This is a genomic window from Pseudomonas sp. efr-133-TYG-23, from assembly GCF_030209215.1.
Taxonomy (GTDB): domain Bacteria; phylum Pseudomonadota; class Gammaproteobacteria; order Pseudomonadales; family Pseudomonadaceae; genus Aquipseudomonas; species Aquipseudomonas rhodesiae.
Genome location: NZ_JARVSL010000023.1, coordinates 1 through 18,403 on the forward strand (window position 1 = coordinate 1; position 18,403 = coordinate 18,403).

An 18,403-nucleotide genomic window follows, 5' to 3' on the forward strand; every position below is an offset into this window, starting at 1 on the left:
CCGTGATGTCTTCACCTGCCGGAATCAACCCCAGCTCGATAGGGCTGACATCGGGGGCCGGCATCAAGACCTTGGTGCCGACCACGGTGATGGTAGTGCTGCCCGATTGCCCCAGCGACACGCCGGCGGCGGTTTGCCACTCGAACGATACCCGAAATGAGCCGCCAACCCATTGAGCGATGATGCTGGCATCCACCGGAACAAAGGTGAAACCGAGGTTCTTGTCGGTAACCGGCTGCAGCACAATTGTCTGGGTGGTGCCGTCTTCGAGCATCCCGAGCAACGTCACAATGATCTGATGCCTGGGGAGGGGGGACGGAAACTGTTTGTCTGTAAGGGCGATCACTTCGAAGGTTGAGCCACTCTGGGTATCGAAGTCGATCTGCCTGGATTCGAGCTCTTCGCCGTCCACCAGGAAAATCGGCGGTTCCAACAGCGAAGGGTCCAATTCGGCGTCCAGGAAATAAGGTTTGGAATACTGATACTTTACCCCGGAAAAGTTTTCCACCACATCATGCACACGAAACCGAAGGGTCACTTTCCCAAGTTGCCCCCCCTTATCAATGATCGATTTGGGCACAAAGACCCGAATCGGTCCTGACCCGGCCGCCTCAGCCGGGCTCACGGTATGCTGCACAAACTCGCCATCCCAGGACAGCTCGATGACATCGTTCTGGCGGATGTGTTCGTACAGATCAATCAGGCACCAAAGGCCGCCCACAACATCGCCTGCGCCAATATTCGATCCTTCGGGGAAGCCTTCTACGCGCATGACCAGGCCGGTATGCCACGGAATGCCGGGGTCTTTGTCCACACCACCGGGGCGGTCGGTCTTGATCAAAAGGGTTCGCACAGGAGAGGTGCTTTCATTGCCACTGCCTATGCGAATCACTCGACCATAACTGGACACCTCACCTTCAGGAATAAATTCGGAGGGGATGGCCAGGTACTGTTGGGGATTTGCCGAACTCCACACGTAATCTTCGGCAACGGGAAAAGTCAGGTCTTCAAGATAAAAAGCAAAATAGTCGAGAAAGTTGGGATTCAGCCATGTTTCAAACACGAACAGCGCATAAGGTCGTACATGGCGGATACCCAGACCGTAGGCCGCATTCTCAGGGTGGGCGGCGAGCTGGAGGTCGACCCAGGGGAAGGCCGAATATGGGTGATCCAGGTCTTCAATTCGTCGCGGTTCAGGGCGTTCCAGGCTGGGTGATTGATAGGGCACTGGAAGCGACGCGGCGGGTAGACCGCCCGAGATCGAATTGTTCTCGGGGTCAAGAGGGGTGTCGGACATGATGAATCTCCTGGCTGGGAGCGCGCTCAGGACTGGCGCGTTGAGCAAGGAGAATCAAACCCCCATCCGGGTGGGGTGGGTAACTGTCAGAATTGACAGTGGCGACGAATGGCAGCCGTTGGCGTCCCGTTGATGTGATTCAGCAACATCACACTTTCCCTTAAAAATTTTTTCACGCTGCGGGTGGGTGCAACGCCGGTGGTGTATCAGGTGCAGTAAATGTGGGAGGGGGCTTGTTGTGGTGAGCTTGCCCTGCGCTGGGCTGCGAAGCGGCCCTAAAACCTGGCAACAGCTCTGGCCTGGCACACCGCAGTGTCTGTAGAGAGGGCCGCTCCGCGCCCCAGCGCGGGGCAAGCCCGCTCACCACAAAAACCGCATTTTTTCAGGTTGCTAATAAGGTTTACACCAGACGCTCGCCAGCCACGCCTCCAGGTCGTGATACGACCCGTAGCGCGGCCCGTTCCAGCCTTCCTGGTTGTCACTGCGGATGGGGGAGGCGCCGGTGGTGTATCAGGTGCAGTAAATGTGGGAGGGGGCTTGCCCCCGATATCGGTGTATCAGTATCAGATGTGCTGACTGACCCACAGTCATCGGGGGCAAGCCCCCTCCCACATTGGTATGTATTGCCAAGCTATTGGTGAGGTTTGCGCCAGACGCTGGCCAGCCACGGCTGTTGTTCGCGAGGCAATCCGGCAGGGCGGTAGTAATGCTCCAGCTCCACGAACCCTGCGCTGGTCAGCAACGTCTGCCACGCCTCCAGGTCGTGATACGACCCGTAGCGCGGCCCGTTCCAGCCTTCCTGGTTGTCACCGCGCGGGTTGGAGCTGAACAGCACGCCCCCCGGTTTCAGCGCGGCATGCAGTTGCTTGAGTACCCGGGGCAATTCCTGTTTGGGGATATGAAACAGCACCGCATTGGCGAAGATGCCGTCGAAGCGCGCAGCGGGTAGTTGCAGCTTGAGGAAGTCTTGTTGCAGCACTTCGCAGCCGCTGTCCTCGCGCGCCATCTGCGCGAAACGCTCGGAGCCGTCGAGCCCTACGGCGATGTGGCCCAGGCGCGTAAAAGTCTGTAGATCGCGGCCAGGCCCGCAGCCAAAATCCAACACGGTAAACGGCGGCGCACCCTGGATATGCCGCAGCAAGGCGTCGATGTTCTGGCTCACATCGTGGTCGCGGGTGCCTTCGCGAAAGTCCTCGGCCACCTTGTTGTAGTGGCCGAGGGTGGTGGAGGTGATCTGGTCGAGGTCGTCGGGTTTGAGGGTCATGGCGAGCGATACCGGGCACTGAAAGGTCCCGACTATACCTCACCGTTTGTTCAGCACCCGCGCCAGGCGATCGCCGCTCACCTGAATCAGCACCACCAACGCCACCAGCAGCACGATCACCGTGAGCATGATCTGCGTATCGAAACGCTGGTAACCGTAGCGGTAGGCAATGTCCCCCAACCCACCGGCACCGATTGCGCCGGCCATGGCCGAGGAGTTGATCATGGTCACCAGGGTGATGGTGAAACCGCCGACAATCCCCGGCAACGCTTCGGGCAACAGCACATGCCAAATGATGTGCCAGCGCCGGCAGCCCATGGCCTGGGCGGCTTCGATCAGGCCGTGGTCGACTTCGCGCAGGCTCACCTCGGCGATCCGGGCAAAGAACGGCGTGGCAGCGATGGTCAACGGCACCACTGCGGCCCACACGCCGTAGGTGGTGCCGACGATCAGCCGAGTGAACGGGATCAGCGCCACCATCAGGATCAAAAACGGAATCGAGCGGAACAGATTGACGAACGCCCCCAGCGCCCGGTTCAACGCCGGCGCCTGGAAGATGCCGCCCTTGTCGCTGGTCACCAGGAACACCGCCAGCGGGATGCCCACCAGCAACGCGATCAACGATGACACGCCGACCATCAGCAGGGTGTCGAGGGCGCCCTGTACTAAACGATCAAACCACATAACCCAGCACCTCCACCTGTTGTGCAAAGCGCCCGGCGCGTTGGCGCAAGGCGTCGGCGCCGTGGGCCGAACCACTCACCGCCAGCAGCAATTGCCCCAGGGCGTGGCCTTGGATGCGCTCCACTCCGCCATGCAGCAAACGCACGCGCCCGCCCAGTGCGCTGAATAGCGCGGCCAGGTCCGGCTCGTCGGCGGCGCTGCCGGTGAACTGCACGCGCAGTACCACCGCCGCCTCGGCAGAGGCTGGCTGGTCCTGCAAGCGCGCTTGCAGCTCCGGCGGCAAACCTTGTTGCAGCGGTGCCAGCAGGGTTTTGCTGACCTCATGCTGCGGATCGCCGAACACCTGCCACACCGGGCCTTGCTCGACGATGCGTCCATGCTCCAGCACTACCACGCGGTCGCAGATTTCGCGGATCACCGCCATCTCATGGGTGATCAGTACGATAGTCAGGCCCAGGCGCCGGTTGATCTCGCGCAGCAGGCCAAGGATCGACTGGGTGGTTTCCGGGTCGAGGGCCGAGGTGGCCTCGTCGCACAGCAGGATTTGCGGGTCGTGCACCAGCGCGCGGGCGATGCCCACCCGTTGTTTCTGCCCGCCGGAGAGCTGCGCCGGGTAAGCCTGATGCTTGTCCTTGAGCCCCACCAATTCCAGCAGCTCGCGCACCTTCTGCTCGCGCTGCAGCTTGGCCACGCCGGCTACCTTGAGCGGCAGCTCGACGTTCTGCCATACGGTCTTGGCCGACATCAGGTTGAAGTGCTGGAAGATCATGCCGATGCGCCGCCGCAGCGCCACCAGGTGGTCTTCGTCGAAGTCGCCGATGTCCACCTGATCGATCAGCACGCGCCCGCTGCTGGGTTGTTCAAGCCGGTTGATGGTGCGGATCAGTGATGACTTACCGGCGCCGCTGCGGCCGATAATGCCAAACACTTCACCACGCTGGATCGCCAGGTCGATGCCTTGCAGCGCATGCACGCTGCCGTCGTAGGTCTTACCCAGGTTGATAAAGCGCACATGGGCGCGGTTCAGGTGCGGATGCAGCTCGGTCTGCTCGGCGTCCCTGGGCGGTAAACCCAGGTCGCGCAAATGTGCGTGGGCGACGGTCATGTTCAGCCCTCCCAACCGACTTGGTAGAGCTTGCCGAGGGATTTATCCAGCGCGGCGCGCACCACCGGCGAGTGCTGGTAGATGTCGACGAACTTGATCACCCGTGGGTCGGTTTTGCTGTTGGGCTGAACCACAAACTGGATCACGTATTCGGGATGGTCGAGGCCGTCGAACAGCAGCGCCGACTCGGCATCGAAGGTCTTGGACAAGCGGATATAGGCCGGGTAGCCCTGCACCAGGTCCGCATCGTCATAGGCGCGTACCAGTTGCACGGCTTCCACTTGCAGGATCTTGATGTGTTTCGGGTTGGCGACGATGTCTTCTTCGGTGGCCTTGTAACCCACCCCCGGCTTGAGGGTGATCAAGCCCGCCTTGGCCAGCAATTGCAGGCCGCGACCGCTGTTGATCGGGTCGTTGGCAATCGCCACGCTGGCGCCTTGGGGCAGGTCGGCGAAGCTTTTATATTTTTTCGAATACAACCCAACGTTGTTGATGATGCCCGGCGCATACGGCACCAGGTCAAACCCGGCGGCGGCCTTGGCGTTTTCCAGGAACGGGATGTGCTGGAAGTAATTCACATCGATGTCGCCCGCCGCCAGGCTGACATTCGGTGCGATCCAGTCGGTGAACTCCACCAGCTCGACCTTCAAGCCTTGCTTGCCGGCTTCGGCCACGGCGGCCTCCAGCGGAATCGCAAAGGCTGCGGTGGTGCCGACTTTCAGCGGTGCGTCGGCGGCGAACACCGTCGAGCTGAACAGCCCGAAGGCCAGGGCCAGTGCTTTGACTGGGTTATTGATCAGTGTCTTTTTCATAGTGGTTTCCAGTCATCAGGGATCAGGGCAAACAAGGCAGTTGTACGGTGGGAGGTGCCCTCCCAGATCTTTTGATCAGGGGCGGTACGTAGAGCCGGTGTGTTGGTCGGGTAGGCGGGCGCTGGCGTGAAAGACTTTTTCACGCAGGGTGCCTTGCTCATATTCAGTCTTGTACGACCCGCGCCGCTGCAACTCCGGCACCACCAGGTCGATGAAGTCCACGTAGCTTTCCGGGGTCACGATGCGCGTGAGGTTGAAGCCATCCAGCCCGGTTTCGTTGATCCACGACTCCAGCTCATCGGCCACCTGTTGGGGCGAGCCCACCAGGGTGATGTAGCGCCCGCCCAGGGCGTGCTGGTCCAGCAATTTGCGGCGGGTCCAATCGTTGTTTTGCAGGGTTTTGGTGGCCGATTGAATGGCGTTGCTCTTCACGTACTGGATCGGTTCGTCGAGTTCGTACTGGGAAAAGTCGATGCCGGTGGAGGCCGAAAAGTGCGCCACGCCCGCTTCCGCGCTGGCGTAGCTCAGGTACTCGGCGTGTTTCTCCCAGGCCAGGGCTTCGGTGGCGCCGACGATCACATTGATGCCCATGAACACCTTGATGTCCTCGGGGTTGCGCCCGGCTTTGAGCGCGCTGGCGCGCACTTTGTCCACCTGCACCTTGGTCGCGGCTTTGTTCTGCCCGCTGATAAACACGCACTCGGCGTGTTGCCCGGCGAAGGCCAAGCCGCGCTCGGAACTGCCGGCCTGAAACAACACCGGTGTGCGTTGCGGTGACGGCTCGCACAGGTGATAACCCTCCACCTGATAGAACTCGCCGCGATGCTCGACCTTATGCACCTTGCCCGGTTGCGCGTAGACCCGTTGCTGCGGGTCGTTGAGCACTGCGTCGTCTTCCCAACTGCCCTCCCACAGTTTGTAGAGCACCTGCAGGTACTCATCGGCCTGGTCGTAGCGGCGGTCATGCTCGACTTGTTCGGTCAGGCCCATGGCCTTGGCGGCGCTGTCCAGGTAGCCGGTGACGATGTTCCAGCCCACTCGGCCTTCGCTCAGGTGATCGAGGGTGGACATGCGCCGGGCGAACAGATACGGCGGCTCGTAGGTGAGGTTAGCGGTGAGGCCGAACCCCAGATGGCGGGTGACCGCGGCCATGGCCGAGACCAGCAGCAACGGGTCGTTGACCGGCAGTTGAATCGACTCCTTGAGCGGCACCTCGACCGATTGCTGGTAAACGTCATACACGCCGACGATATCGGCGATGAACAAACCATCGAACAATCCGCGCTCCAGGGTCTGCGCGAGATCGGTCCAGTAGGCCAGGGTTTTGTACTGGGTCGAGGTGTCCCGAGGATGGGTCCACAGGCCGTGGTTGATGTGCCCGATGCAGTTCATGTTGAAGGCATTGAGCAGGATTTTCTTTTTGCTCATCAGATCGTCCCCCGCAATGGCGGGTTGGCGTCGTTGAGGTAGTAATTGCCCACCGCGTGATACTTCCAGCGCACCGGGTCGTGCAGGGTGTGTACGCGTGCGTTGCGCCAGTGCCGATCCAGGCCGTGTTCAGCCAGGGTCGCCTGGCTGCCGGCCAGCTCGAACAAAGTGCTGCCGGCGGCCAGGGAAATCTCGGTGCTCAAGGCGCGCGCTTCGGCCACCGCAATCGAGGCGGCCGCGACGTGTTCGGCGCTGCTGTCGGCCTGGGCGCGGTCGAGGTATTCGCCGGCGCGCTCCAACAAGGCTTCGGTGGCATGCAGACGCACGCTCAGGTGGCCGAAGCTTTTCAGGGTCAGCGGGTCTTCGCTGGCTTTGTCGCTGGTGGCGTCGATCCACGGCCGGGTTTTGGTGCGCACAAAGTGCAGCGCATCTTCAAAGGCGGCGCGGGCGATGCCGGTGTCGATGGCGGCATGGAGGATCTGCGCCAGCGGGCCCACGGTGGTCGGGCGCTCGAAGGCGCTCTGGAACGGCACCACGTCCTGCGCCGCGACCCACACATTATCGAACACCACCGAACCACTGCCGGTGGTGCGCTGGCCGAAGCCGCTCCAGTCGTCGATTACGTTCAGGCCCTGGCTGTCGCGGGGCACAAAGGCCAGTTGCTGCACGCCGTGTTCGTCCACCACCGAGGTGGGAATGCGTTGGGCGTAGAGCGCGCCGGTGGCGTAGAACTTGCGCCCGTTGATGCGAAAACCATCGCCGTCGCGGGTCAGCGCCGTCACGCGGTCGTGGGCGGTTTTAGTGCCCAGTTCCGCCAGTGCATTGCCAAAACGCTGGCCGGCGAGTACCTCGGCGTACAGGCGCTGCTGCTGGGCGGCGCTGCCATTTACGCGCAGCACCTCCAGGGCATAGAAATGGTTCTGCGGGATTTGGCCCAGGGAGGCATCGGCCTGGGCGATCAGCGCGATGACCTTGGCCAGGGTCACGTTGGACACGCCGGCACCGCCGAAGGCTTTGGGCACGCTGATACCCCACAGCCCGGAGCGCGAGAACGCATCCAGCTCAGGCCACGGCAGGCGGCGCTCGCGGTCGCGCTGGGCGCTGTCGCGACGAAAGTCTTCGGCCAGGTCGCTGGCCACCACAAGGGCATGTTCGTCGCTGGTGATCACCGCGACGTTGGTCGAGAAAGGCATAGAGGTCTCCAGACGTCCGCTCGGTTAAATCCAGGAGTGTCGAGCGGGCAAGGTGCCGTTGAGGCGATACGCGCCCACCGCGTGATACTTCCAGCGCACCGGATCGTGCAGGGTGTGCACGCGGGCGTTGCGCCAGTGGCGGTCGAGGTTGAATTCGGCGAGGGTGGCGCGGCTGCCGGCCAGTTCGAAGAGCTTTTCGCTGACCAGCAGCGATACTTCGGTGGTCAGCACCTTGGCCTCGGCCACGGCAATCGACGCGCGCGCCGCCGACTGCGCAGTGATCGGCGCGGCGCTGACCTGGTCGAGTACCTGGCCGGCCTTGCGCAGCAGGGCTTCGGCAGCGTGCAGTTCGATGGTCAGCTTGCCGATATCGGCGATCACGTACGGGTCATCACTGGCGCGTTCGACCTTGGCGTCGATCCACGGGCGCGAGCGCTCACGCACGAAGGCGATGGTGTCTTGCAGCGCACCGCGGGCAATGCCGGCGTCAATGGCGGCCTGGATCAATTGCGAGACCGCGCCCTGGATGTTCGGGCTTTGGCCGAGGCGCCAGTTGTCCACCACCAGGTCGGCGTCCACCGGGACGCGATCGAGCAACACGGTGCCGCTGGCGGTGGTGCGTTGGCCGAACCCGGACCAGTCATCCACGATGCGCAGCCCTTGGGTGCCACGGCGCACGAAGGCCATGACTTGTTTGCCGTCGTCGTTGAGCGCCTTGATCGCAACCCAATGGGCAAACAGTGCGCCGGTGGAGTAGAACTTCTGGCCGCTGACCACATAACCGTCGCCTTGGGCGGTGAGGCGCGCCTTGAGCTCCAGGGTGTTTTTAGTCCCGCGTTCAGGGCCGCCGTTGCCGATGCGCCAACCGTCGAGCACGCTCTGGAACAGCTGCTTTTTCTGGCGCTCGGTGGCAGTGCCCTGCAACAGATGCAGGATGCCGAAGTGGTTTTGCGGGATCTGCCCCAACGCGGGGTCGGCCGCGCTGATGATCGCGAACACCTCGGCCAGGGTGGCGAAGGACACCTGCGGGCCGCCGTACTCGCGGGGAATAGAAATGCTGCCCAGCCCACTGCGGGTGAACTGTTCGATTTGCGCCCAAGGCAGTTTGCGTTGCTGGTCGCGCGTGGCGGCTTGCAGGCGCGCGGCCTGGGCCAGCTCATGGGCGGCGTCGAGCGCCTCTGCGTCGTTGCGCAGCACCACGGCCGGCAACAGCAAAGGCGCGACGTCCAGCTGAGTGACTGGGGGTGTAAGAGCCAAGTTAGACATCAGCGCCGCTCCTTGGCTGCACGCAATGCCCTGGCGTTGCGCACCGGGGTAATTCTGACCATACCGACCTCGCATTCAATGAAATTAAAAACAAAAATTCAGAGATGTCCGGTGGTCCGGTGCATATACCCTAAGCTTGTTAAATATTTAAATAAACTAACTTATAGGAATATGCATAGAAGGCGATCAGCCCGGTTCGCACGGGGAGCCGAGCGTCTGGGGCGCTAGGGCGTCACGGCCCGGGTCGGCCGTGACGACGTCGACGCCGCGATGCGCACCGTGCGTGACGGCGCCCAGTGCGAGGTGTTACCAACGCGATCCAGAATGCAGTACGTCACCTCCAGCCGGCAGTCGTCGCCCGCCTCCGCGATCACCGTCGCCGGCACCCAAACCTGCACGGCCAGGCCGATGCCGCGGGCCTGGATCTTCGGCAGATCCATGCGCACATCGCCCCAGCGCAGGGTGATGGCGTCGCCGGTAGTCATGTTCAGGTAGGGCTCAATGGTCAGCGGCACACCACGGCGTACCTGGCGACTGTTGACGCCGTAGCGGCGAATGGTCTCGGGCAGGCCGACGGGGGCCAGGTTCTGGTTTTCGTCGCTGTACAGCGCCGGGGGCTGGCCGCCTGGGGCGTTGGTCTTGACGCGCACCTGGGTCACGGCCGAGCGCGCCGGGCCGTGGCCCACCTGCATAACCTGGTAATACACCTGCGCCAGGCCGTCTTGCACAAAGCTCTCCGGCACCCGCAGGTGCGTGGGCGTGCCGACCTTGCACGCCGTGATCCGCCGCGAGGCGGCAAAGCAACGGTTCCAGAACAATTCGATCAGGTCGCCTTCGTCCATGCCGAGGTACGGCGCAATGGCAACCTGCAACTGGGTGGCCGCCCGAGCGTTGATGCCATATCGGTTGGCCTGGGGCAGCGTTGGGGCGGTGAGCGTGGGCGTCATAAGTCATCTCCTTGATGCAGCCAGCAGCAATCGTTCCGGCCCCTTGGCGCGGGTGCGCAGGGGGGCTGAAAGGCACGATTCAGTGAATAGCCGGGATAGGATCCAATCCTCTGAGGCCTAGATAAGAGGGTTGGCCAAGGAGCGTCAATGGCGGCAAAAGGCTAAACGGCGGGTTTGCGGATATTCAGAAGGGTCTGACTGGGAGGGGGATTTCAGGCGGCGCGAGGCAGGGCGTTTTATGCGGTTCGATGGGGCGTTGCTGTAGGAACGCGGGGTATGGCGAGGGCGCAGGCACCCTCGCCACAAACAGGCAGGCTCAGTGAGCGAGAAACTTGCTCAGGAACTGCCGTGTGCGTTCTTCCTTGGGGTTGGCGAACAACGCCTTGGCTTCGCCTTGCTCCACGATCACGCCCTTGTCGAAGAAGATCACGCGGTTGGCCACATCCCGGGCAAAGCTCATTTCGTGGGTGACGATGACCATGGTGCGCTTCTCTTCGGCCAGGCTACGGATGGTCGCCAGTACTTCGCCGACCAGCTCCGGGTCCAGCGCCGAGGTGGGTTCGTCGAACAGAATCACCTCCGGCTCCATGGCCAGCGCACGGGCAATCGCCACGCGCTGTTGCTGGCCGCCGGACAGGCGCCGTGGGTAGGCGTCTTCTTTGCCCGCCAACCCGACCCGAGCCAGCAGCTTGCGGCCCAGAGCCACCGCAGCCTCATGGGGCATCTTTTTGACCACGGTCGGGCCTTCGATGACGTTTTCCAGCGCGGTGCGGTGCGGGAACAGGTTGAAGCTCTGGAACACAAAACCCACATGTTGGCGCAGACGACGTATCAGGCCTTGCTGTTGGTTGATTGGGCGGCTGCCGTCGATCTCGATATCGCCCACCTTGATGCGTCCGCTGGTGGGCGTTTCGAGAAAGTTGAGGCAGCGCAGGAAGGTGGTTTTGCCGGAACCGCTGGGGCCGATGATGGCGATGACTTCGCCTTCCTTGACCTCCAGGTCGATGCCGGCGAGCACCACCTGACCGTTGAATTGTTTGGTCAGTTTTTCAACCACGATCATGCTTCAAGACTCCAGGTCATGCCGGTTGACCCGGTCTTCCAGGCGATTCTGAAAATGCGCCAGGATGCTGGCCAGGATCCAATAGATCAGCGCAGCGCTGAGGTACATGGTGAAAATTTCGAAGGTGCGCGCCGACACCAATTGCGCCTGGCGAAACAGCTCGGGGACCTGAATGGTGGCGGCCAGCGCCGTGTCCTTGACCAGCGAAATAAAACTGTTGCCCAACGGTGGCAGCGCTGTGCGCATGGCCTGCGGCAGGATGGCCCGGCGCAGGGTTTGCGCGCGGGTCATGCCGATACTGGCCGCTGCTTCCCACTGGCCGCGCTCGATTGAGCCGATGGCGGCACGCAGGATTTCACAGGCGTAAGCGGCCATGTTCAGCGAGAAGCCGATCAATGCCGCCGGAATCGGGTCCAGCTCGATGCCTACTTGTGGCAAGCCGTAGTAGATCAAAAACAGCTGCACCAGCAACGGCGTGCCGCGAAAGAACGACACATAGATCCGAGCAATCCCACGCACCGGCAAGAAGCGCGACAAGCGCATCAAGGCTAGGCCAAAGCCCAGCAGCAAACCGAAGAACATGCCGCCCAGGCTGAGGATCACCGTGTAGTACGCGCCCTTGAGCAGAAAGGGCGCGGAATCCAGTGCGAGTTGGAAACTTGCTTCCATTATTGAGTGACGTCAGCGTTGAAGTACTTCTCGGACAGCTTCTTCAAGGTGCCGTCGGCGCGCAGTTTGTCGAGGGCCTTGTTCACGGCGTCCAGCAGTTCAGGCTCGCCCTTGCGCAAGGCAATACCCGATTCCTGGCGCGAGAATGCTTCGCCGGCAGCGGCGGTGTCCTTAGCCTTCTTGGCATATTCCAGCGCGGCCAGGCGGTCGATCAGGATCGCGTCGATGCGGCCGATACGCAGGTCCTGGAACTTGGTCGGGTCGTCGTTATAAGTCTTGATGATGGCTTTGGGCTGGTTGTCCTTGAGCCATTGTTCGTAGTTGGTGCCCAGGCCCACGCCGACTTTCTTGCCGGCCAGGTCATCGGCGGTCTTGATGCTGTCCACATTCTTTTTCAGAACCAGCGCCTGAATCCCGGAAACGGTGTAGGGCTTGGAAAAATCGTACTTTTTCTTGCGCTCTTCAGAGATGGTGACCTGGTTGACCACCGCGTCCAGGCGTTTGGATTCCAGCGCGGCGAGGATGCCGTCCCATGGTGTGGCTTGCAGCTTGACCTTCACGCCCAGCTCTTTGGCCAGGGCTTCGGACAGCTCCACCTCGAAGCCACTGAGCTTGCCGCTTTCATCTTGGAAGCTGAAGGGTGGATAGGTACCTTCCAGGCCGATTTTGATCTCGCCGGCCTTCTTGATATTGGCCAATTGTTCGCCGGCCACAGCCTGACCCAACCAACCGGCACCGAGTGCCAGACCCAGCGTGCCAACCAGTAACGTGCGACGGAATGCAGAAATAGACATGAAGAGCCCCTGTGTTTTTTATGGTGAGCGAAGCAGGTGACGCAGTAGGCGTATCCTGCCTTAAAGCGCGAAGCGCGTCTTCGCCTGCGGCGCGACTATAAAGCCGGTTTTTAAGACTTGAAAATAATATAAATTCAAAATCATATTCTTTTTTAGAATATAAACTGTTTCTAATGTGGGAGGGGGCTTGCCCCCGATAGCTATAGTCCAGCCAGCGCATCTCTGACTGATAGGCCGCCATCGGGGGCAAGCCCCCTCCCACTTTTAACTGGTTTACTCAGTTGAACACCGCGTCATAGGCAAACAGCGCCGGCGCGCCGCCGGTGTGCAGGAAGATAATCGGCCCGTCCTCAAAGCGCTGACGCCCGATACCGTCGAGCAAACCCGCCATGGCTTTGCCGGTGTAGACCGGGTCGAGCAACAGACCTTCCTGGCTGGCCAATAGTTTGATCGCGGCCAATGTGCCGGCATTCGGCTCGCCGTAGCGCGGGGCAAAGTACTCATCCCACAGGATCACCTTGAACGCCTCGGGCAAGCCCACGCCCAGCAGCTCGGCGGTGCGCTCGGCCAGGCCCTGGACTTTCGGGAACTGTGCCTCTTCGGTACGCGATACGGTGACGCCGATGACGGGCAATTGCGGCAGTACCTCACTCAAGGCCAGCGCCAGACCGCTGTGCGTACCGGCACTGCCGGAGGCGAGCACCACGGCGGCGAAGTCGATGCCGCTGTCCTCGATCTGCGCGGCCAGCTCCAGCCCGGCGCGCACGTAGCCCAGGGCGCCCAACGCATTGGAGCCACCGATGGGCACCAGGTATGGCGTCTTGCCGTTGCTGCGCAGCCGGTCGGCGAGGGCGTTGAGCTGCTCGTCGACGTGATCGAGGTTTTCCACCAATTCCACCTTGGCGTCGAACAACTCCAGCAGCAGGCGATTGCCGTTGCCCAGGTAGTTCGGGTCGTCGGTGCCGGTAGGATTTTCCAACAGGGCGACGCAACCCAGGCCGAGTTTGGCGGCGAGGGCGGCGGTCTGGCGCACATGGTTGGACTGGATCGCGCCGGCGGTCACCAGGGTGTCGGCGCCTTGGGCGATGGCATCGGCGGCCAGGTATTCGAGCTTGCGCAGCTTATTGCCGCCCATGGCCAGCGGGGTGGTGTCGTCGCGTTTGACGTAGATATCCCGGCCCAGCCACGCCGATAGCCGTTCGAGTTTTTCCAGCGCGGTGGCACCGCCCAGCAGTTCCAGGCGGTCAAAACGGTCGAGCTGTTGTTTGATCATGGTTAAACACAGTGGCGAAGTAATGGGCCGACTATAGGCAGGCACTTTTCATCGGGCAACCGTCAATCGCTTATGTCCGATGGTTATGAGCATCGCACCATTGGTTCTTAATGTCGGTCGGTGCGCTTGCCGTAAAGTGATGGCCATTTTGTCAGGAGTGAAAACCGTGAGTGAGCGTTCCAGTCATTGGCAATTGCAGACCATCGTCAGCCAACTGCGCGGCGCCCGCGATCAGTGGCGCTCTCGCAATGGCCGCCTGAGCGGCGAGCATGGTGGGCGCGAGTTGCCCTCGCGCCAGGCCGTGGCGCAGATTCTTGAGTCGCTGTGCGGGGCGCTGTTCCCCATGCGCCTGGGCCCGGCGGACCTGCGTGAAGAAAGCGAGGATTTTTACGTCGGCCACACCCTCGATGTGGCCCTCAATGCCCTGCTCGCCCAGGCACGCCTGGAACTGCGCTACGCCGCGCGCCAGGGCGGTGAGGATGACAGTGACATCGACGCCCACGCCATCCGCCTGATCCAGGATTTCGCTCTGGCGCTCCCAGCCCTGCGCAGCCTGCTGGACACCGACGTGCTGGCTGCCTATCACGGCGACCCGGCCGCGCGCAGTGTGGATGAAGTGCTGCTGTGCTACCCGGGGATCCTGGCGGTGATTCACCATCGCCTGGCGCACCATTTGTACCGCGCCGGTTTGCCGTTGCTGGCACGCATCAGCGCGGAAATCGCCCATTCGGCCACCGGCATCGATATCCACCCCGGCGCGCAGATCGGCCCGAGTTTCTTTATCGACCACGGTACGGGCGTGGTGATCGGCGAGACCGCGATCATCGGCGAGCGCGTGCGCATCTACCAGGCAGTGACCCTGGGCGCCAAGCGCTTCCCGGCCGATGAAGATGGGCAGCTGCAGAAAGGCCACCCGCGCCATCCGATAGTCGAGGATGACGTGGTGATCTACGCCGGGGCGACCATCCTGGGGCGCATCACCATCGGCAAGGGCTCGACCATCGGCGGCAATGTGTGGCTGACCCGCAATGTGCCAGCGGGGGCGAATATCACTCAAGCGAATCTGCAACATGATGATGGGGCGCAGAAGTAGAGAACCTGCACGGGTCACCTGTGGGAGGAGGCTCACCACAAGTGACCTGTCAGCCACCGATACACTGACTGTATTCCACACCGGGGCGGTATTTCCGTGAGCAGTCGCTGAACGATTTCCTTTGCTCACCCGTCATACCGCTCAGCCCTGCGATTAGTCCAAAACCACCTATTCATGTTTAACTTGAACGTTCGTTCAAGTTAAACCGGTGGTTCGCTGCCCGCTCACAACAGGAGGCTTACCTTTGCTGAGTCTGTTTTTCCCAGCCACATTTCACGTCCCAGGGGTGCATCGCTCATGAGTGCATCGTCCACCCCTTCCAGCGGCCTGGTGCGCATGAATGCGCCCGTTTTCTACTTTGCCGCCACGGTTATTCTGCTGTTCGGCTTGACCGTTATCGCCATCCCACAACAGGCCGGTGCCTGGCTGCTGGCGGCGCAAAACTGGGCGGCCAATACGGTCGGCTGGTACTACATGCTGGCGATGACCCTGTATCTGGTCTTCGTGGTGGTCACCGCGTTATCGGGCTACGGCAAGATAAAACTCGGTGCCGACCACGACGAGCCCGAATTCAGTTACTTGTCCTGGGCCGGCATGCTGTTCGCCGCCGGCATCAGCATCACGCTGTTTTTCTTCTGCGTCTCGGAGCCGCTGACGCACCTGGTGCAACCGCCCCAAGGCGCGCCGATGAACGCCGACGCCGCGCGCCAGGCCATGCAGGTGCTGTTTCTGCACTGGGGCCTGCATGGCTGGGGTGTGTTCGCCTTTGTCGGCATGGCCCTGGCCTATTTCGCCTACCGGCATAACCTGCCGCTGGCGTTGCGCTCGGCGCTGTACCCGCTGATCGGCAAACGCATCAACGGCCCCATCGGTTATGCGGTGGATGGCTTTGGCATCATCGCCACGGTGTTCGGCCTGGGGGCCGACATGGGCTTCGGCGTGCTGCACCTCAACTCCGGTCTGGACTACCTGTTCGGCATCGCCCACACCCAGTGGATCCAGGTCGGGTTGATCACCCTGATGATGGGCGCTGCGATCTTGGTGGCCGTGGCCGGCGTGGACAAGGGCGTGCGGGTGATGTCCGACATCAACATGCTGCTGGCCTGCGCGCTGCTGCTGTTCGTGTTGTTCGCCGGGCCTACCCAGCACTTGCTCAACACTCTGATCCAGAACATCGGCGACTACCTCGGCGCCTTGCCGACCAAGAGTTTCGACGTCTACGCCTACAACAAACCCAGCGACTGGCTGGGCGGCTGGACGGTGTTCTACTGGGCTTGGTGGATCGCATGGTCGCCGTTCGTGGGTCTGTTTATCGCGCGGATTTCCCGTGGCCGCACCATCCGTGAATTCGTATTCGGCGTGCTGCTGATCCCGCTCGGCTTCACCCTGGCGTGGATGTCGATCTTCGGCAACAGCGCCATCGATCAAGTGCTCAACCACGGCATGGCGGCGCTCGGCCAATCGGCCATCGATAATCCATCGATGAGCCTTTACTTGTTGCTGGAAACCTACCCGTGGAGCAAGGCCGTCATCGCCGTCACGGTGTTTATCAGCTTTGTGTTCTTCGTGACGTCGGCCGACTCCGGCACTGTGGTGCTGTCGACGCTGTCGTCCAAGGGTGGCAACGCCGACGAAGACGGGCCGAAATGGCTGCGGGTGTTCTGGGGCGCGATGACGGCGCTGGTGACCAGCGCGTTGCTGTTCGCCGGCAGTATCGATTCGCTCAAGTCGGCGGTGGTGCTGACCTCGTTGCCGTTCTCGCTGATTCTGCTGCTGATGATGTGGGGGCTGCACAAGGCGTTCTACATGGAGTCGCAAAAGCAGATCGCCCAGTTGCATTCGCTGGCGCCGATCTCTGCGTCACGCAAGGGCCGTGGCGGCTGGCGTCAACGCTTGAGCCAGGCGGTGCACTTTCCATCGCGTGACGAGGTGTACCGTTTCCTCGAATCGACCGTGCGCCCAGCCATCGAAGAAGTGACCGCGGTGTTTGTCGAGAAGGGCCTGAACGTCGTCACCCAGCCGGACCCGGCCAACGACAGCGTCAGCCTGGAAATCGGCCACGGCGAGGAGCGCCCGTTTGTCTATCAAGTGCAGATGCGCGGCTACTTCACGCCGTCGTTTGCCCTGGGCGGCATGGGCAAGAAAGCTATCAATAACCGCCGCTATTACCGAGCGGAAGTGCATCTGAGCGAGGGCAGCCAGGATTACGACTTGGTGGGCTACACCAAGGAGCAGATCATCAACGACATCCTCGACCAGTACGAGCGTCACCTGCAGTTCCTGCATCTGGTGCGCTAGAGAAGAGGCGTGCGTGTTCCTCTCGGGTAGGACTTTGCTGTAAAACAGCAATGGCGAAGTTAAGCGATTCAGCTGGTTAAAGGGCCTGGGAATAGTCTTGTTCCCGGGCCTTATTTGCCGACGTCCAAGAGAGGATTCGATGACTTATATTGCTGCCGAAAACCGCTATGAATCTATCCCGTACCGTCGCGTAGGCCACAGTGGCCTGGTGCTGCCGGCACTGTCCCTGGGGCTGTGGCACAACTTTGGCGACAGCACGCCGATCGCCACCCAGCGCGCGCTGTTACGCACCGCGTTCGACCTGGGGATCAACCACTTCGACCTGGCCAATAACTACGGCCCACCCTACGGCAGCGCCGAGATCAACTTCGGCCGTTTGCTGCGCGAAGACTTCAAGCACTATCGCGACGAATTGATCATCTCCAGCAAGGCTGGCTGGGACATGTGGCCCGGCCCGTATGGCCAGGGCGGCGGCTCGCGCAAATACGTGCTGGCCAGCCTGGACCAGAGCCTGCAACGCCTGGGCGTGGATTACGTGGACATCTTCTACTCCCACCGCTTCGACCCCGACACGCCCTTGGAAGAAACCGCCAGCGCCCTGGCCACTGCCGTGCAACAGGGCAAGGCGTTGTACATCGGCATTTCGTCCTACTCCGGCGCCAAAACCCGCGAGATGGCCGCGCTGCTCAAGGAATGGAAAGTACCGTTGCTGATCCACCAGCCGGCCTACAACCTGCTCAACCGCTGGGTGGAAAAAGACCTGCTGGACACCACCGAAGCGCTTGGCACCGGCGTGATCGCCTTCACGCCGCTGGCCCAGGGTTTGCTCACCGACAAGTACCTCAACGGCGTGCCGGCCGATGCGCGGGTCAATCGTCCCGGCGGTGGTTCGTTGCAGGCCGGGCACTTGTCTGAAGCCAACCTCGCCCACGTCCGGGCGCTGAACGAGATCGCCCAGCGTCGCGGCCAGAGCCTGGCGCAACTGGCCCTGGCCTGGACCCTGCGCGACCCTCGGGTGACCAGCGCGCTGATCGGTGCGAGCCGGCCAGAGCAGATTGTTGAGAACGTCGGCGCGCTGAACAACTTGTCGTTCAGCGCTGAAGAACTGGCGGAAATCGATCGGTTTGCCCAGGAAGGTGGGATTAACTTGTGGGAAAAGCCGTCACTGGCGCAGTAATGCACGACGCCCTCTCGCCTGGACGGCGAGAGGGCGTTTG

At 61.9% G+C, this 18,403-nt stretch carries 14 protein-coding genes and 2 pseudogenes; 3 read left to right on the forward strand and 13 right to left on the reverse strand.

Features of this window, described 5'->3' with window-relative positions; genetic code table 11:
• The 13 genes and pseudogenes from QRN41_RS16710 to QRN41_RS16770 form a co-directional block, all read right to left on the reverse strand.
• Positions 1 to 1,297 (reverse strand): annotated as a pseudogene (locus tag QRN41_RS16710) (YncE family protein); the annotation flags it as partial.
• A gap of 631 nt (positions 1,298 to 1,928) precedes the next feature.
• The gene (locus QRN41_RS16715; protein WP_034095334.1) at positions 1,929 to 2,561 is read right to left on the reverse strand and encodes a class I SAM-dependent methyltransferase; all 633 of its coding nucleotides are present in this window, start codon (positions 2,559 to 2,561) and stop codon (positions 1,929 to 1,931) included.
• Between the two features lie 39 nt (positions 2,562 to 2,600).
• Positions 2,601 to 3,245, reverse strand: coding sequence for a methionine ABC transporter permease (locus QRN41_RS16720; RefSeq protein WP_034136471.1), 645 nt, complete (start codon positions 3,243 to 3,245; stop codon positions 2,601 to 2,603).
• On the reverse strand, positions 3,235 to 4,350 hold the full coding sequence (locus tag QRN41_RS16725; RefSeq protein ID WP_167418178.1) for a methionine ABC transporter ATP-binding protein: 1,116 nt from the start codon (positions 4,348 to 4,350) through the stop codon (positions 3,235 to 3,237). Before QRN41_RS16725 ends, QRN41_RS16720 begins: the two co-directional genes overlap by 11 nt.
• A 2-nt stretch (positions 4,351 to 4,352) precedes the next feature.
• Complete coding sequence (locus QRN41_RS16730) at positions 4,353 to 5,162, reverse strand: MetQ/NlpA family ABC transporter substrate-binding protein (RefSeq protein WP_034095337.1); 810 nt, start codon at positions 5,160 to 5,162, stop codon at positions 4,353 to 4,355.
• Positions 5,163 to 5,237: 75 nt separating this feature from the next.
• On the reverse strand, positions 5,238 to 6,590 hold the full coding sequence (locus QRN41_RS16735; protein ID WP_167418177.1) for an LLM class flavin-dependent oxidoreductase: 1,353 nt from the start codon (positions 6,588 to 6,590) through the stop codon (positions 5,238 to 5,240).
• The gene (locus tag QRN41_RS16740; protein WP_167418176.1) at positions 6,590 to 7,783 is read right to left on the reverse strand and encodes an SfnB family sulfur acquisition oxidoreductase; all 1,194 of its coding nucleotides are present in this window, start codon (positions 7,781 to 7,783) and stop codon (positions 6,590 to 6,592) included. The genes QRN41_RS16735 and QRN41_RS16740 overlap by 1 nt, the downstream gene beginning before the upstream one ends.
• Positions 7,784 to 7,807: 24 nt before the next feature.
• On the reverse strand, positions 7,808 to 9,049 hold the full coding sequence (locus tag QRN41_RS16745; protein ID WP_167418175.1) for an SfnB family sulfur acquisition oxidoreductase: 1,242 nt from the start codon (positions 9,047 to 9,049) through the stop codon (positions 7,808 to 7,810).
• 186 nt (positions 9,050 to 9,235) lie between these two features.
• A pseudogene (locus QRN41_RS16750) lies at positions 9,236 to 9,996 on the reverse strand (hypothetical protein).
• A 316-nt stretch (positions 9,997 to 10,312) separates the two neighbouring features.
• Positions 10,313 to 11,059 carry an L-cystine ABC transporter ATP-binding protein TcyN gene (gene tcyN, locus QRN41_RS16755; RefSeq protein WP_034136477.1) on the reverse strand — a complete coding sequence of 249 codons (747 nt, stop codon included), beginning with the start codon at positions 11,057 to 11,059 and terminating at the stop codon, positions 10,313 to 10,315.
• Between the two features lie 3 nt (positions 11,060 to 11,062).
• Positions 11,063 to 11,728, reverse strand: coding sequence for a cystine ABC transporter permease (tcyL, locus tag QRN41_RS16760; protein ID WP_034111309.1), 666 nt, complete (start codon positions 11,726 to 11,728; stop codon positions 11,063 to 11,065).
• On the reverse strand, positions 11,728 to 12,522 hold the full coding sequence (tcyJ, locus tag QRN41_RS16765) for a cystine ABC transporter substrate-binding protein (RefSeq protein ID WP_034095344.1): 795 nt from the start codon (positions 12,520 to 12,522) through the stop codon (positions 11,728 to 11,730). Before tcyJ ends, tcyL begins: the two co-directional genes overlap by 1 nt.
• A 277-nt stretch (positions 12,523 to 12,799) precedes the next feature.
• Positions 12,800 to 13,795: a D-cysteine desulfhydrase gene (locus QRN41_RS16770; RefSeq protein WP_167418173.1), complete on the reverse strand. Its 996-nt coding sequence runs from the start codon at positions 13,793 to 13,795 to the stop codon at positions 12,800 to 12,802.
• 166 nt (positions 13,796 to 13,961) lie between these two features.
• Between QRN41_RS16770 and epsC the strand changes: the two genes are divergently transcribed.
• The 3 genes from epsC to mgrA all read left to right on the forward strand — a co-directional run bounded on the left by epsC (position 13,962) and on the right by mgrA (position 18,363).
• Complete coding sequence (epsC, locus tag QRN41_RS16775) at positions 13,962 to 14,888, forward strand: serine O-acetyltransferase EpsC (RefSeq protein WP_034095345.1); 927 nt, start codon at positions 13,962 to 13,964, stop codon at positions 14,886 to 14,888.
• A gap of 336 nt (positions 14,889 to 15,224) precedes the next feature.
• Positions 15,225 to 17,186: a choline transporter BetT gene (betT, locus tag QRN41_RS16780; protein ID WP_167389851.1), complete on the forward strand. Its 1,962-nt coding sequence runs from the start codon at positions 15,225 to 15,227 to the stop codon at positions 17,184 to 17,186.
• Positions 17,187 to 17,325: 139 nt separating this feature from the next.
• Positions 17,326 to 18,363, forward strand: coding sequence for an L-glyceraldehyde 3-phosphate reductase (gene mgrA, locus QRN41_RS16785; protein ID WP_034111313.1), 1,038 nt, complete (start codon positions 17,326 to 17,328; stop codon positions 18,361 to 18,363).
• Positions 18,364 to 18,403: the final 40 nt, after the last annotated feature.

Excerpts from the sequence above, each read along its gene's own strand:
- QRN41_RS16720 (WP_034136471.1), bottom strand. The coding sequence starts at position 3,245 with ATGTGGTTTGATCGTTTAGTACAGGGCGCCCTCGACACCCTGCTGATG.
- mgrA (WP_034111313.1), top strand. The coding sequence starts at position 17,326 with ATGACTTATATTGCTGCCGAAAACCGCTATGAATCTATCCCGTACCGT.
- QRN41_RS16735 (WP_167418177.1), bottom strand. The coding sequence starts at position 6,590 with ATGAGCAAAAAGAAAATCCTGCTCAATGCCTTCAACATGAACTGCATC.
- tcyL (WP_034111309.1), bottom strand. The coding sequence starts at position 11,728 with ATGGAAGCAAGTTTCCAACTCGCACTGGATTCCGCGCCCTTTCTGCTC.
- QRN41_RS16745 (WP_167418175.1), bottom strand. The coding sequence starts at position 9,049 with ATGTCTAACTTGGCTCTTACACCCCCAGTCACTCAGCTGGACGTCGCG.
- QRN41_RS16725 (WP_167418178.1), bottom strand. The coding sequence starts at position 4,350 with ATGACCGTCGCCCACGCACATTTGCGCGACCTGGGTTTACCGCCCAGG.
- tcyJ (WP_034095344.1), bottom strand. The coding sequence starts at position 12,522 with ATGTCTATTTCTGCATTCCGTCGCACGTTACTGGTTGGCACGCTGGGT.
- QRN41_RS16740 (WP_167418176.1), bottom strand. The coding sequence starts at position 7,783 with ATGCCTTTCTCGACCAACGTCGCGGTGATCACCAGCGACGAACATGCC.
- QRN41_RS16770 (WP_167418173.1), bottom strand. The coding sequence starts at position 13,795 with ATGATCAAACAACAGCTCGACCGTTTTGACCGCCTGGAACTGCTGGGC.
- QRN41_RS16715 (WP_034095334.1), bottom strand. The coding sequence starts at position 2,561 with ATGACCCTCAAACCCGACGACCTCGACCAGATCACCTCCACCACCCTC.
- QRN41_RS16730 (WP_034095337.1), bottom strand. The coding sequence starts at position 5,162 with ATGAAAAAGACACTGATCAATAACCCAGTCAAAGCACTGGCCCTGGCC.
- betT (WP_167389851.1), top strand. The coding sequence starts at position 15,225 with ATGAATGCGCCCGTTTTCTACTTTGCCGCCACGGTTATTCTGCTGTTC.
- tcyN (WP_034136477.1), bottom strand. The coding sequence starts at position 11,059 with ATGATCGTGGTTGAAAAACTGACCAAACAATTCAACGGTCAGGTGGTG.